The sequence below is a fragment of the Haloprofundus salilacus genome, assembly GCF_020150815.1.
GTDB lineage: Archaea > Halobacteriota > Halobacteria > Halobacteriales > Haloferacaceae > Haloprofundus > Haloprofundus salilacus.
This window is the reverse complement of record NZ_CP083723.1, coordinates 25121-37570: the sequence shown is the minus strand read 5'-3', so window position 1 is coordinate 37570 and position 12450 is coordinate 25121. Positions and strand designations below refer to the sequence as shown.

Below are 12450 nucleotides of genomic sequence, written 5' to 3'. Positions count from 1 at the left end.
CGCATTACCGATTAGCCTCTCTTGAATTGTAAGGGTAGTTTATATTATTGAATACATATCACTATACCGAATGAAGAACTCCGTGAGAGATGTTTAGAAACAGCTCGCAATTATTAGCGCTCCACTCCTCGCCAAAGCGAGTGTCTCAATCACACGGGTTGAGTCGTGGTGGACCCCAGTTGACCATGGGCAGCCGTTCGGCTCGTTTTGGTAACGCAGGTCACGACTCGAAATTAGATGGGTCGACGTCGACACCGCGGTCCCAATACTCGTCGACCGTCCGGACGGCCCACTCTCGAACGTCGTCGTCGGTAGACTCCAGCAGCGCTCGCAACAACCCCTCGTCGTCTCGGAGGAAGAAGTAGACCGTCTCGTCGGCGATACCCATGGCGAACGGAATCGATTCGTCGGCGAGGCGAAGGTCGACGTTCTCGGAGTCGAGCAGCTCGCGGAACCGCCGCCACGAGGTGGGGTCGCGACGGAGCAGCTCTACCGTCTCGCGCGTGAGTACCCCGCGGAGGGACTGCGTCCCCTCAACGGCCGCTCCGTGAAGCGTCTCGAGCATCTCATGGTTGAGCACGTACGAGACGATGAGCTGGCGGTCGGCGTTCGCCGAGAGTTCCAACGCTCGCTTCAACGGTCCGCTCGGCGTTGTCTGCGTCGGCCGCGTGATGCGCGCATCGGCAAACTGCTCGAATGAGACGTCGAGGTGTGCTATCGGAAGCCACTGAACTACCTCTCGAAGCCGAACCTCCGTCTCGACGTTCGCCAGCAGGTCCGTAAAGCTCGAAGCGACGAACGCGCCTGACGGCGTCGCTTCGTACTGCGTCCCCCGCCGTTCGACCCAGTGTCGCTCTTCGAAATCGCGTAGAATCCGTGCGAGGGTAGGTTGTGAAGCGCCGATATCCGATTCTAACTCGCGTCGCGTGCGCGGCCCGCTCGCTAGCGCGTCGAGCACGTGGATTCGGTTCTGCGAGCGCGCGAGGAACTCGATTTCCTCGAGCGGGTCCGTCATGCCTGTTCGGTTCCGGGGCCGCCGGCTTAGCTGTTGAGGTAGACCGACGCGGCTATTCACGCCGTGAATACCATTCGCGGAGCGAGTAGCGCGGATACCGTGAATTTCCAAAGTATCTCGAATGATTTTCTGGACAGCTATATCATTATCTGGCCCTAATCGAGAGGTAATGGCAGTACACTCGGCGTTCACGGACGAGTCAACCACCATCAGCGAGCAGGAATACGAACATGAGTTCAATGGGCTGACGAGCACCGCTGACGAGGACGGTCTCTTCGAGCACATCCTCGTCGCAGTAGACGACAAGACGAACGAGACGGTGAGCGGGGTTGCGCTCTCGTTGGCCGCCGCGTACGACGCGCAGGTCGACGCGCTGTCGGTCGTACGGATGAACGCCTCGGTCGATCACTGGGACATGGTGGTCGAACGGCGCGAAGACGGTGCGGAAGCGGCGCTCGACGCGGTCGGGGACGTCGCCGCCGAACGCGACGTGTCGGTTACGAAGCGCCTCCGCTACGGCACGCCGGCCGAGGAGATCGAACAGTACGCTGAGCACAACGACGTCGACCTCATCGTCGTCGGCGAACCGAACCGGACCGGTCTCCGACGCTTCCTCTCCCCGAAGAGCGTCGCCGACCGCGTCCGCAAGTCGACGTCGATTCCGGTGCTTACGGTCTAACGTCTCTCCTATCGACGACGCCACTTTCGAGGCGTTCGTACATCGACACTGCCAACGGTTTACGGCCGTCTACTCGGAATTCCCCAAATGCTCCGATTCGAGCGCAGCTCGCTCGAGTGCCTCGATTTGAGGGACGTCCGAAACACCGGAGAAGAGGACGTCTATCTCGACGCGGTCTGAGTCCGGCCGAGGATAATCACCTCCTCGGAGCTCCAGACAGCCGGTCTCGCTCTCGACGTACTGTCGACCGCGTTCGATTCCGCGACGGTTGAGCCACTCGGGCGGACCGCTCACCACGACGAGCACGCGCTCCGTGCCGTCGAGCGAGCAGGGGGCGGTGAGTTTTCGACGAACCGCTTTCCGAAAGCCGGTCTCCAGCACCCTGATCGCCGCGGTCGCCTCGACCGGTTCCGGCTCCGAGTTCCCCAGGAGCCGTGAGACGAACCCCGAACTCGTGTCGGCGGTTTCGACGGCCGTACTCGAGTAGCCGATCGTCGAAACGTCGCCGCCACGGAGCGTGTTGATGATCTCGCTCGCGTCGACGACGCTGGCAGCGACGGTGTCGTCCGCGTCGACCTCGCCCGCGCCGAAGAGAACGCCGAGCCGTCGCGCGAGTTCGGCGTTCGCGCGGTCGCACGCGTCTTCGAGAAACTCTCCGGAGACCGTCCACGCCTCGTTGTCGAACAGGAGGAGGTTGTCCAGCGCCGACCTGAGCGCTCGAAGTGAGTCGGCGGCGTTTCGAGCGGCGGTGGCAGGTTCGTCGGCGCTCGGAAGCGCCCCGACTCCGTAAATCGGGAGGTCGTGCGTCCGCCGGAGTTCCTCCGCAAGGACGCGAGTCGCCGCGCTTCCCGTCCCGCCGCCGAGTCCCGCCGCGACGAGAATCGCGTCCGCCTGCGAGGTCGGAACGTCGTCGAGCGAACGCAGCAGTTCGCGACGATTCTCCACCGCGAGCGTCTTCCCGAGTTCGCGGTCCCCGTCCACTCCCTGACCGCCGACTTCGAGTTGACCGTAGAGTACGCGGTGAGCCTCCGGAATCCGCGTGAGCGCGTCGAGGTCCGCCTGCGTCGTGTCGAACGCGAACGACCCGACGACGAACGTCGACGACTGCCGCGCGTTGTACGCGGTCAACGATTCGGCGATTCGCCCGCCCGCTCGCCCGATTCCGACGACGACCAATTTCATAACAGGTCGTCGCGTGGACGTGTTTTGAATCTTCCGTCGAGTTGTCATCACGGCGTTCGAGGGGACGCGACAGGCACGCGGTCTCTTGGGGCTGACGGTCGCCGCGTCGTCGGTCGGCGGTTCGAGAAACGACGACCGGCGGTCTGAGAGACGACGGTCGACGGTTCCGACCCACCGCCGGTGACGGCGGCTACGGCGCAGCGACGAGCGTGGTCACGTACAGGAGACTGAACAGCGTCGCGTTGTACAGTCCGTGTACGAGCGCCGGAACGACGATGTTCTCCGAGATCTCGTAGATGACGCCGAAGATTACCGCAGGAATGAGCAGCAACCCGATCGTGACGAACCGTGCGCTCGCGGCGCCAGAGAGCGCGGTGTAGTGAATCGAGGCGAAGACGAGGCTCGCGAGCGCGATAGCGGTACCGGGACCGAAGCGCTCGCGAAACCGGCCTTGGACAACACCGCGAAAGAGAATCTCCTCGCCCGGACCGATGAGGAGAATCGAACCGGGGACGAGCCACAGCAGGAGTGCGGGGTTCTCCAGCCCGACCTCCGCGCTGGTGTTCGACGCGCCTTCGACGCCGGCGATAGAGATCGCGTAGCCGACGGTCCCGATTAGAACGAACGCGGCCACGTATCCGCCGACCACCAACAGCAGGTCGCGAACTGACGGGACGTGGACGGGGATTCGGAAGCGACGCGTCGGGAGCCACGCTCGATGGCCGACGATTTTCGCGAGGGCCGCTCCGACTCGGTGACGATAGCGCGCGTAGCCGACCGCGGTGAGGAAACAGCCGACTCCCTGCGTCGTGATCAATCCGACAACCAGGACGAGCACCGGCGAGAACTCGACCAGCCCCGAGAGGAGAAGCCCGAGGACGACGACGACGGCGAGGAGCGTCCCGAACGCGAGGCCGAACACTCCTAACGCGGTGCCGCTGATGACTGTGGTCACCGCCGAGGCGAGCGAACGGTTAGCGGTACTCACGTCGATTCACCCGGGTACGATGTTCGTTGGAGGACACTGCCTGGACGTACGAGCGTGTCTGTGATAAGCGCTACCGACGAACCACGATGCGTACCGCCGACGGACGGTGACGAACCATGCCGAGAAACGACGCGTTCGTCGCAGTTCGGACGCGCGCAGTGTTCCGACCAATGCTCCGCCGGCGACAGCGTCCGGAGAGAGACCTCACTGGCGGTGAACGACCAACGGCAGAGAACGTCGCGGAACGATTTTTGTCGACGGCGTTGACCGACTACCTACCTCGGAGCCTATCGACAGATGAACGCACTCACCAGACGCCTACTCATCGTGCTCGTCCTCGTCACCGTCGTCCTCGGCGGTACGGGCGCAAGCGCGCTCGCCACAGCGTCGTCGACGAGCAACGCGGACGCGACCGAATCACACGAGATCGCTATCACGGATATGACCGTGAGTATCACCGACGTCGAACTGTCCGGACCGGGCTTCCCCGACCTGAGCGTCGACGACGCGACGTACACCATCGACGACGCGACCATCGCGACCGACGGCACGACCGTCACTATCGACGGACACGAGCACCGGATCGGCGCTATCGAACTCACCGTCGACGACGTCGGAGTCGAGTTCGAGAACGTCTCCGTCGAACCCGAGACGAGCGTCTGAGCGTCGACCGATCGACGCCGTTTCGTCGCTATCGAGTCTCGGAGGGTTCTAACACGGGCGCAGAAAGTCGTACTTTAAGACGGGCGCCGAAACGTCGCACCGATCGGCGAGGGGAGCCTCACGTCGTGTAGTACTCGGTGATCTTTTCGTCCAGCGTCGCCTCGAGACTCACTCTGAGCGGCATGGCGTCGCCGACGATTTCGACGGAGCTCCACTTTCCTTCGCCTTCGTGTTCGACGATGTTGGCGGCCGCGAGTTTCGGGATATGGAAGTGATACAGACTCGTGAGTACTTCCTCGGTCTCCTCCTCGGTCGGAGAGTCGTACTCCATCTCCGCCACCTCCGCGGCGAGGTCCTCGAGGAGGACGGGTCGCCGCTGTTCGAGGAGGTGTGCGAGAACGCGCCGTCGCCGCGGGTGACTCACTGCATCGGTGATGACGTTTTCGAGTGAGCCGCCGGAGTAATACCCGAACTGACGGTCCTGACCCGCCTCTCGGGTGGGTTTCATCATGGAAAGAAGGGTAATCTCCGAAGACGTGTGAAGACTCGGCTGGTGAGATACGGGTCTTTATATTGTAAGACATTATTCATGAATTGTTGAATTAGGTGACTGTCATCGAAGAGAGGCATTGAGGAGGGCATTCATACATTCTCTAAGGATGATACGAGACGGACTGTCGTCGGTGCAGAGAGGCCGCCGTCGGTGCCTCGAGAAGTGCCGATACCGCTGCACGCGAGAGAGCGAGGAGCAACGGAGCGGAGGTACTGAGTACCGAAGAACGAAGGCGTGGCTGGGGAACTCGACGACGAACTGACGCTGGCTCGAACGGCGACGGCTCACGCCGCCGCGTACCCGTCGATGATGGACGTCGGCACGCCGCGAACACCGACCCGCTCGGAGCCGTTATCGCCTGGGGAACACTCAACTCGGCGACCAACGAGTTCCGGTATCGGTTGGCAAACCACGACACGGTACGAGAGCTGCGAACGGGCGCGAAGGGAGTCCCCGTGGGAGTTCCCCGACGCTCAGTTTTATCCGGCCGAACGCCGACTGATCGAACATGTCCAGAGTTGAGGTGACGCTGCCAGACGATCTGTCCGACCGTATCGACCGCCTCGTCGAGCAAGGCGAGTTCCTAAACCGACAGAAGGCGATGGAGGAGCTGCTATCGATGGGCGTTTCGACGTACGATACGACAGACGAACCGGGACAGGAGTTGGACGACGGGTTGTTCAACCAGAAAGTCGAGGAGCAGCAGGACCCGGCGTTACGCGACAACGTCGAGGGCGACGACCCGCCCTACTAGTCGACGGTGAGTGGCGGCGGTGGGGCGACCTCGGTGCCGAAAGAGAGACCCGCTCGACCGGCGAACGTCTCTCCGACCCTCACTCCACGGTCACGCTTTTCGCAAGGTTTCGGGGTTTGTCGATCGACCGCCCGAGCGCGTTCGCCACCCAGTAGGCGACCAACTGTAACTGGACGTTCACCAGCACCGGCGCGACGCGCGCCGACCCCGAGGGAACGCGCAGCGAGGCGTCGGCGTACCGCTCTATCTGGTCGTCGTCTGTGACGGCGATGACCGGCGCGCCGCGGGATTCGACCTCGCGCACGTTGCCGAGCGTCTTCTGAGCGGGCACGTCGTCGCCGGTGACGACGGCGAAGACTGGCGTCTGCTCGGTGACGAGCGCCAACGTCCCGTGTTTCAACTCGCCCGCGGCGAACCCTTCGGCGTGTTCGTACGTAATCTCCTTGAACTTCAGCGCTCCCTCCAGCGCGACGGGGTAGTTCAGCCCCCGGCCGATGAAGAAGTAGCCGTCGCCACCGAGATACTCCTCGGCGATCTCCTCGGCGGTTGACTCGTCGAGCACCTGCTGCACTCGCCCCGGTAAGTCGCGCAACGTCTGCAACACCTCGCGCCGTTCCTCGCTGGGGCGGCGGTCGCCAGCAAGATACTCCACGAGCAGATTCAAGGAGACCAACTGCGAGGAGAACGTCTTCGTCGCCGCGACGCCGATTTCCGGCCCCGCCCGGATGTAGAGCGCGTAGTCGCACTCGCGGGCGGCGGAACTGCCGACGACGTTCGTCACCGCGAGCGTCGTCGCACCCCGCGCTCGTGCTTCCCGGAGCGCCGACAGCGTGTCGGCCGTCTCGCCGCTCTGCGTGATGCCGACGACGAGCGCGTCGCCCAGCGGGGGGACACCCGTCGCGTACTCGCTGGCGAGGAACGCCTGCGCGTGGATGCCGAGCGAGTGGAACAACTGCGCGCCGTACAGCGCCGCGTGGTAGGAGGTGCCGCAGGCGACGAGGTGGACGCTCGACGGCGTCGCCAACCCGTCGAGTTCCGGGAGCGTCACCTCGCCGCGCTGCTCGTCGACGCGTCCGGAGAGACACTGCCGCAGCGCCCGCGGTTGCTCGTGAATCTCCTTGAGCATGTAGTGGTCGTAGCCGCTTTTTCCCGTGTCCTCGACGTCCCACTCGACGGTTTCGACCGGCTTCTCGACGGCGTCTCCATCGCCGTCTCTGACCATCCACCCCGAGGGTCGCAGCGTCGCGAACTCGCCGTCGTCGAGGTAGACGACGCGGTCGGTGTACGCCAGGAACGCCGGCACGTCGCTGCCGAGGTAGTAGCTGTTGTCACCGACGCCCAGTACCAGCGGCGAATCCTGTCGGACGGCGAACACCGCCTCCTCGCCCGCGACGACGCAGACGAGCGCGAAACTCCCCGAGAGGCGGTCGACGGCCGCGTGGAACGCCGCCTCCGGCGACTCTCCGGCGGCGATTCCCGCCTCGACGAGATGTGGGACGACTTCCGTGTCGGTGTCGCTTTGGAACTCGTGGCCCTCGGCCTCCAGTTCCTCGCGGAGGTCGTCGTAGTTCTCGATGATGCCGTTGTGGACGACGGCGACGGCGCCGGTGCAGTCGGTGTGCGGGTGCGCGTTCTCGTCTGTCGGCGGCCCGTGGGTGCTCCAGCGCGTGTGACCGATGCCGACGCGGCCTCTGACCGAGCGCTCCGAGAGCGCCTCGCGGAGCGCGTCGAGTTCGCCCGCTCGCTTGACGACGTTCATGTCGATGTCGCCGTCCGAGAGCGCGACGCCTGCCGAGTCGTAGCCGCGGTACTCCAGTTTCGACAGCCCCTCGACCAACACGTCGAGCGTCTCGTCGCCGCGGCCGACGCAGCCGATGATGCCGCACATCAGCGAACCACCTCCGAACCCGGATCGACGACGCCGGAGACGGTCGTCCCCGTCCGGGCTCTCGTGTTCGACCCGACGAGCGTCCCCGGGTCGAAGCTCACGTCGCCCTCGGCGTGGACGCGGTCGCCGATAACCGCGCCGAGGCGCTTTGCCTGGTGAATCCGCGTATCGACTCGCACGTCGGCGGGACCGCCGCTGACGACGCACGCCGGACCGAGCCAGACAGCTTGCCCGGTGACGCAGTCGACGAGTGTCGCGTTCGCGCCGACGCGGGTGTCCTCATCAACGATAGAGTCGACGACGACGGCGTTCGATTCGACGGTCGCGTTCTGTCCGACGGCGACGTTCGGGCCGACGACTGTGCCGGGACCGATTTCGCAGTCGGCGGCGACGACGACGGGCGCTTGCAGCGTCGCGCTCTCGTGGACGCGCGCGCCGGGAGCGACCCAGACGCCGTCGCCGTAGCAGCGCACCCCGGCGTCCGCCCGCGCGCTGTCCGCCGTCGAGGACCGGAGGACGTTCGCGCCGTCGTCCAGCAGGCGGCGGGTCGCTGCCAGCAGGTCCCACGGGTGCGTTGCGTCGGTCCAGTAGCCCGACGACTGGACGCCTCGAACGGACGTATCGCCGTCGACCAGTCGGGCGATGGCGTCCGGGAGCGCCGTCGTCCCGTCGACGGTCGGCGCCTTCCGGAGCGCCTCGAATATCGACGGCGTAAACGCGTAGACGCCCGCGTTGACGAGGCGGTAGCGACCCTCTCTCGGTTGCTCGACGAGTTCGACCACCCGGTCGCCGTCGAGTCGAACCGACCCGTATCTGGACGCGCGTTCGCTCTCGACGACGCAGAGCGTCGCCGCGGTGTCTTCGGGTTCGTCGCCGGTACGGGCACCGTGCGCGTCGACGACGTCTTGGACCAGTTGCGGCGCGACCACCTGGTCGCCGTTGACGACGAGAAAGTCGTCGTCGACAGCGTCGGCCGCTTGCGATAGCGCGTGGCCGCTGCCCAACTGTTTCTCCTGGACGTGGTAGGTGACGGGAACGTTCTCGTAGGAGGGGCCGATGTGATTCTGCACACGTTCGCGCTTGTAGCCGACGACGACGTGCAGGTCGGTGACGCCCGCCGACAACAGGGCGTCGAAGACGTGTTCGATGATGGGTCGCGTCGCCGCCGGGAGCATCGGCTTCGGACGGTTTCTCGTCAGTGGACGGAGACGCCGTCCCTCGCCCGCCGCGAGCACGACGGCCGATCGGATAGACATGTAAGAGGCGTCCGCAACGAAGGGGATGAAGTTTGCTTTCTCTCGGTTACTAGAACTGTACTGGAAAGGAGAAAGAACTGCGAACGGAGGCGGCGGTGAGCGTGTCGCCGTGTGCCTGTAGCTATCGGTCGCGCGTGACCGACTCCCCCGGTTTCGTCGCCGCGCCCTCCGAGAGGACGACGCCCGCGTTGAGACTGGAGTTGATGCCCGTCTTCGCCTCGTCGCCGCAGACGACGCCGAGTTTCCGCCGACCGGTGGAGATGCGCTCTCCCTTGACGGTGAGCTTCACGGGTTCGCCGTCGTGGCGGAGGTTCGCGACCTTGGTTCCGGCCCCGAAGTTCACGTCGCGGCCGAGGACGCTGTCGCCGACGTACGAGAGGTGGCCGACCGTCGCTCCCTCCATGAACACGCTGTTTTTCACTTCGACCGCGTGGCCGATCTTCGCGCCTTCGCCGACGACGGTCGCCCCGCGGACGTACGCGTTCGGGCCGACCGACGCGCCCGAGCGAATCAGCGCCGGGCCTTCGACGACGACGCCCGCATCGACTTCCGCACCGTCCTCGACGACCACGTCGCCGCGGAGGTCGGCCCCACCGTGGACCTCGCCGCGGATGTCGCGCTCCAGTTCGCCGACTTTCCACTCGTTGGCTGCGAGCAGCTCCCACGGGCGACCCACGTCGAGCCAGCGCTCGAACGGCACGTCGGTGACGTCGGCTTCCTCGCAGGCGCGGGCCAGCACGTCCGTGAGTTCGAGTTCGCCGCGCTCGCTCGTCTCAACGTCGAGCCAGTTCTGCGCCGCCGCCGGGAAGATGTACGCGCCGGTGTTGATGCGGTCCGACGGCGGGTTCTCGGGTTTCTCGATGACGCCGTGGACGAAGCCCTCGCGGATGTCGAGGACGCCGTACTCACTGGGGTTGTCGACGCGGTACGACCCAACCGCGGGACCGTCGTCGTACAGCGCTTCAAGCGACGGGTGGTCGTAGAGAGCGTCGCCGTTGAGCACGGCGAACGGCCCGGGTTCGAGATACTCGGCGCCGGCGCGAACCGCGTCGGCGGTGCCGCGCTGTTCCTCCTGAACGGCGAACTCGACAGGAACTCCGGCGTACTCCGCGCCGAAGTACTCTCTCACTTCGTCGGCCTCGTAGCCGACGATGAAAACGAGTTTGGACGCCCCGGCGGCGACGGCGGCGTCCGCCGTGTGGGCGACGAGCGGTCGGTCGGCGACGGGCAGCATGGGCTTTGGACGGCTCTCCGTGAGGGGGCGCATCCGCGTCCCCTGCCCGGCGGCGAGCACGAGCGTTTGCATATACTCCAACGCACATCGACCAGCAAGATATGAATTCCGACTCAGGGCATGCTAATCTTAGCCACAGAGCGCCGAGCCATCGGAGAGAAAATGTAGGGCCGAGCGGCGGTAGTGGCGAGCCTAAGCGACGCTCAGAGCGTGACGAGGAGTCCGCCGACGAGCGCGAGCGACCCCAAACCGACGCAGACCGCCCAGAAGGAAACGCGGCGGACGACCCGCATCAGGGCGTCGATGGAGAGGTAGCCGACGACGGCCGCGGCGAGGAGCGCGACGCTTGCCTCCGCGAGCGTCACGTCGGCCAGTCCGTCGTCAAGCACGGCGATGAGACCGCCGCCGAGCGCCGCCGGAATCGAGAGCAGAAACGAGAGGCGGAACGACTCGGGGCCGTCGTGGCCGCGGAACAACAGCGCGCTCGCGGTGACGCCCGATCGCGAGACGCCCGGCAGAATCGCCAGTCCCTGCAAGCTGCCGACGAGCACGGCGTCGACGAGGTTCGGCGCGTCTCGCCCGGCGAACTCGAATCCGGAGGCGACGCGCTGGAGGACGCCGGTGGCGACGAGCAGCGCGCCGACGAGCGCGACGAACACGCCGCCGGTCAGCGCCGACGCCGCCTCAACCAACAGGAGATACGCGCTGACGCCGACGACGCCGGAGACAAGCGTCGCGACGCCGAGAAACGACAGCGTCGGCGTCTCCGAGAACGCCGAGTTCGGTCGCCACCGCGGGAGGTCCGCGAGCACCACCCGCAGTTCGTCTCGGTAGTACGCCGTCGCGGAGGCGGCGGTGCCGACGTGCAGAAACAGAGCGAACGCGACGGCCTGGGAGGGGTCGCTTCCGACGGCGGTGAGCGCGAGCGCGATGTTACCCTCGCTGGAAATCGGAAGCCACTCGAAGACGCCCTGCACGACGCCGACGACGAGCGCGACGAGGAGGTCACGGTCCATGGACTACCGCGAGAAGGCACAGAAATGAACGTTGCTCTTCGTCGCCACGGGCGGAGACACGGACACGCGGCAGCGCGGAGCGGGTGCGCCGGGTCGAAGCGCCTATCCCCCGAAGCGCCGTAGCCGACGACGATGCTCCCTTGGGGTCACGCCGCCCTCGGCTATCTTCTCTACTCGTACGGACTCCGGTTCCGTCGCGCCGGCCCGCCGACGGGACTGGCGACGATGCTCGCGCTCGCCGTCGGCACGCAGTTCCCCGACCTGGTCGACAAGCCGCTCTCGTGGACGTTCCAGGTTCTACCGGGCGGGCGGACCCTCGCGCACACGCTGTTCGTCGCCGTTCCGTTCCTCCTCGCGGTGCTGTTCGTCGCCCGCCGAGTCGACCGCCGAACCGTCGGGGACGCGTTCGCCGTCGGCTACGCCTCTCACCTCCTCGGCGATACGCTCTGGCAGCTGAGTCAGGGGAACGTCGAGGTGCTCGCCTTCCTCGTCTGGCCGCTGATTCCGGTCGGCGAACCCGAGTACGACTACAGCATCGTCGAGTTCTTCCTCCAGTTGGAACTGACGGCGGGGGTCGCCTTCGGTCTCGCCGTGACGGCGGTCGGTCTCGTCCGGTGGTGGCGCGACGGCGCGCCGCCGCTTTCGTCGCTCGGCGTCGAGCTCGCAGCCACCCCCGAGGAGACGACCGGCGGGCGCGACTGAGCGGCAGGGAGTGACGGAGGCGGGGAGTGAACGGGGAGTGAGCGGGGACGAGGGCGCCTCAGGTACCGGAACTGAACACCCAGAACTCGCTGCCGACGAAGTTCAGCGCGCCGCTGAAGGCGGTTGCGAGCGCGAGCGCGGCGTACGACCCGACTAGCAGTCCGAACAACCACAGCGCCGCGAGGTAGACGACGAAGCCGACAGAGTACACGGAGAGGTGTCGAGCGTAGCCCCGGAGGTAGCCACGTTCGGTGTCGTCGAAGGTGAACCAGCGGTTCAGGTTGTAGCTGGACATGTTCGCGACCAGCCACGAGAGCGATCCGGCCAGCACGTACCAGAACAGCGGTGTGATGAGCGCGAACACCACGAGGTTGACGACGAAACTCGACGCGCCGACGAGGGTGAACTTGCCGAGTCGCGTCAGTCGGGCCTGCCTTCCCGAACTATCCACAGTCCGTCCGGTGTCTGTGTTCATTGGTTGGGTGAAAACGTTGCCGTCGACGCTGCGCCTCGTTGCTTC

At 65.6% G+C, this 12450-nt stretch carries 13 protein-coding genes; 4 read left to right on the top strand and 9 right to left on the bottom strand.

What is annotated here, in order from left to right:
• Positions 1-220: 220 nt before the first annotated feature.
• The gene (locus LAQ58_RS00200; RefSeq protein ID WP_224448612.1) at positions 221-1015 is read right to left on the bottom strand and encodes a helix-turn-helix transcriptional regulator; all 795 of its coding nucleotides are present in this window, start codon (positions 1013-1015) and stop codon (positions 221-223) included.
• Between the two features lie 169 nt (positions 1016-1184).
• On the opposite strand from LAQ58_RS00200, the gene LAQ58_RS00195 reads away from it, so the two are divergent.
• The gene (locus LAQ58_RS00195) at positions 1185-1694 is read left to right on the top strand and encodes a universal stress protein (RefSeq protein ID WP_224448611.1); all 510 of its coding nucleotides are present in this window, start codon (positions 1185-1187) and stop codon (positions 1692-1694) included.
• A gap of 69 nt (positions 1695-1763) precedes the next feature.
• Here LAQ58_RS00195 and LAQ58_RS00190 read toward each other — a convergent pair whose 3' ends face one another.
• Both LAQ58_RS00190 and LAQ58_RS00185 read right to left on the bottom strand, forming a co-directional pair.
• Positions 1764-2876, bottom strand: a complete 1113-nt coding sequence (locus LAQ58_RS00190; RefSeq protein ID WP_224448610.1) for a tubulin/FtsZ family protein — start codon at positions 2874-2876, stop codon at positions 1764-1766.
• 190 nt (positions 2877-3066) lie between these two features.
• A complete protein-coding gene (locus LAQ58_RS00185) occupies positions 3067-3864 on the bottom strand; it encodes a CPBP family intramembrane glutamic endopeptidase (RefSeq protein ID WP_224448609.1) in 798 nt (265 codons plus the stop codon).
• 297 nt (positions 3865-4161) lie between these two features.
• Here LAQ58_RS00185 and LAQ58_RS00180 point away from each other — a divergent pair, with 297 nt between their 5' ends.
• On the top strand, positions 4162-4527 hold the full coding sequence (locus LAQ58_RS00180; protein WP_224448608.1) for a hypothetical protein: 366 nt from the start codon (positions 4162-4164) through the stop codon (positions 4525-4527).
• A gap of 118 nt (positions 4528-4645) precedes the next feature.
• On the opposite strand, the gene LAQ58_RS00175 is transcribed toward LAQ58_RS00180, so the two are convergent.
• The gene (locus LAQ58_RS00175) at positions 4646-5038 is read right to left on the bottom strand and encodes a helix-turn-helix domain-containing protein (protein WP_224448607.1); all 393 of its coding nucleotides are present in this window, start codon (positions 5036-5038) and stop codon (positions 4646-4648) included.
• A gap of 550 nt (positions 5039-5588) precedes the next feature.
• Here LAQ58_RS00175 and LAQ58_RS00170 point away from each other — a divergent pair.
• Positions 5589-5834, top strand: a complete 246-nt coding sequence (locus tag LAQ58_RS00170) for a ribbon-helix-helix domain-containing protein (protein ID WP_224448606.1) — start codon at positions 5589-5591, stop codon at positions 5832-5834.
• Positions 5835-5913: 79 nt separating this feature from the next.
• On the opposite strand, the gene glmS is transcribed toward LAQ58_RS00170, so the two are convergent.
• From glmS to LAQ58_RS00150, 4 genes are all read right to left on the bottom strand, one after another.
• A complete protein-coding gene (gene glmS, locus LAQ58_RS00165; RefSeq protein ID WP_224448605.1) occupies positions 5914-7722 on the bottom strand; it encodes a glutamine--fructose-6-phosphate transaminase (isomerizing) in 1809 nt (602 codons plus the stop codon).
• Positions 7722-8978, bottom strand: a complete 1257-nt coding sequence (locus LAQ58_RS00160; RefSeq protein ID WP_224448604.1) for a sugar phosphate nucleotidyltransferase — start codon at positions 8976-8978, stop codon at positions 7722-7724. The genes glmS and LAQ58_RS00160 overlap by 1 nt, the downstream gene beginning before the upstream one ends.
• Positions 8979-9099: 121 nt before the next feature.
• Positions 9100-10284: a bifunctional sugar-1-phosphate nucleotidylyltransferase/acetyltransferase gene (glmU, locus tag LAQ58_RS00155; protein ID WP_224448603.1), complete on the bottom strand. Its 1185-nt coding sequence runs from the start codon at positions 10282-10284 to the stop codon at positions 9100-9102.
• Between the two features lie 131 nt (positions 10285-10415).
• A complete protein-coding gene (locus tag LAQ58_RS00150; protein ID WP_224448602.1) occupies positions 10416-11228 on the bottom strand; it encodes an undecaprenyl-diphosphate phosphatase in 813 nt (270 codons plus the stop codon).
• Positions 11229-11360: 132 nt separating this feature from the next.
• Between LAQ58_RS00150 and LAQ58_RS00145 the strand changes: the two genes are divergently transcribed.
• On the top strand, positions 11361-11930 hold the full coding sequence (locus LAQ58_RS00145; protein WP_224448601.1) for a metal-dependent hydrolase: 570 nt from the start codon (positions 11361-11363) through the stop codon (positions 11928-11930).
• A 58-nt stretch (positions 11931-11988) separates the two neighbouring features.
• Here LAQ58_RS00145 and LAQ58_RS00140 read toward each other — a convergent pair whose 3' ends face one another.
• The gene (locus tag LAQ58_RS00140) at positions 11989-12405 is read right to left on the bottom strand and encodes a GtrA family protein (protein WP_224448600.1); all 417 of its coding nucleotides are present in this window, start codon (positions 12403-12405) and stop codon (positions 11989-11991) included.
• Between the last annotated feature and the right edge of the window lie 45 nt (positions 12406-12450).

Bases quoted from the DNA above. Each gene is read 5' to 3' on its own strand.
- LAQ58_RS00200 (WP_224448612.1), bottom strand. From the start codon at position 1,015: ATGACGGACCCGCTCGAGGAAATCGAGTTCCTCGCGCGCTCGCAGAAC.
- LAQ58_RS00195 (WP_224448611.1), top strand. From the start codon at position 1,185: ATGGCAGTACACTCGGCGTTCACGGACGAGTCAACCACCATCAGCGAG.
- LAQ58_RS00190 (WP_224448610.1), bottom strand. From the start codon at position 2,876: ATGAAATTGGTCGTCGTCGGAATCGGGCGAGCGGGCGGGCGAATCGCC.
- LAQ58_RS00180 (WP_224448608.1), top strand. From the start codon at position 4,162: ATGAACGCACTCACCAGACGCCTACTCATCGTGCTCGTCCTCGTCACC.
- LAQ58_RS00175 (WP_224448607.1), bottom strand. From the start codon at position 5,038: ATGATGAAACCCACCCGAGAGGCGGGTCAGGACCGTCAGTTCGGGTAT.
- LAQ58_RS00170 (WP_224448606.1), top strand. From the start codon at position 5,589: ATGTCCAGAGTTGAGGTGACGCTGCCAGACGATCTGTCCGACCGTATC.
- glmS (WP_224448605.1), bottom strand. From the start codon at position 7,722: ATGTGCGGCATCATCGGCTGCGTCGGCCGCGGCGACGAGACGCTCGAC.
- LAQ58_RS00160 (WP_224448604.1), bottom strand. From the start codon at position 8,978: ATGTCTATCCGATCGGCCGTCGTGCTCGCGGCGGGCGAGGGACGGCGT.
- glmU (WP_224448603.1), bottom strand. From the start codon at position 10,284: ATGCAAACGCTCGTGCTCGCCGCCGGGCAGGGGACGCGGATGCGCCCC.
- LAQ58_RS00150 (WP_224448602.1), bottom strand. From the start codon at position 11,228: ATGGACCGTGACCTCCTCGTCGCGCTCGTCGTCGGCGTCGTGCAGGGC.
- LAQ58_RS00145 (WP_224448601.1), top strand. From the start codon at position 11,361: ATGCTCCCTTGGGGTCACGCCGCCCTCGGCTATCTTCTCTACTCGTAC.
- LAQ58_RS00140 (WP_224448600.1), bottom strand. From the start codon at position 12,405: ATGAACACAGACACCGGACGGACTGTGGATAGTTCGGGAAGGCAGGCC.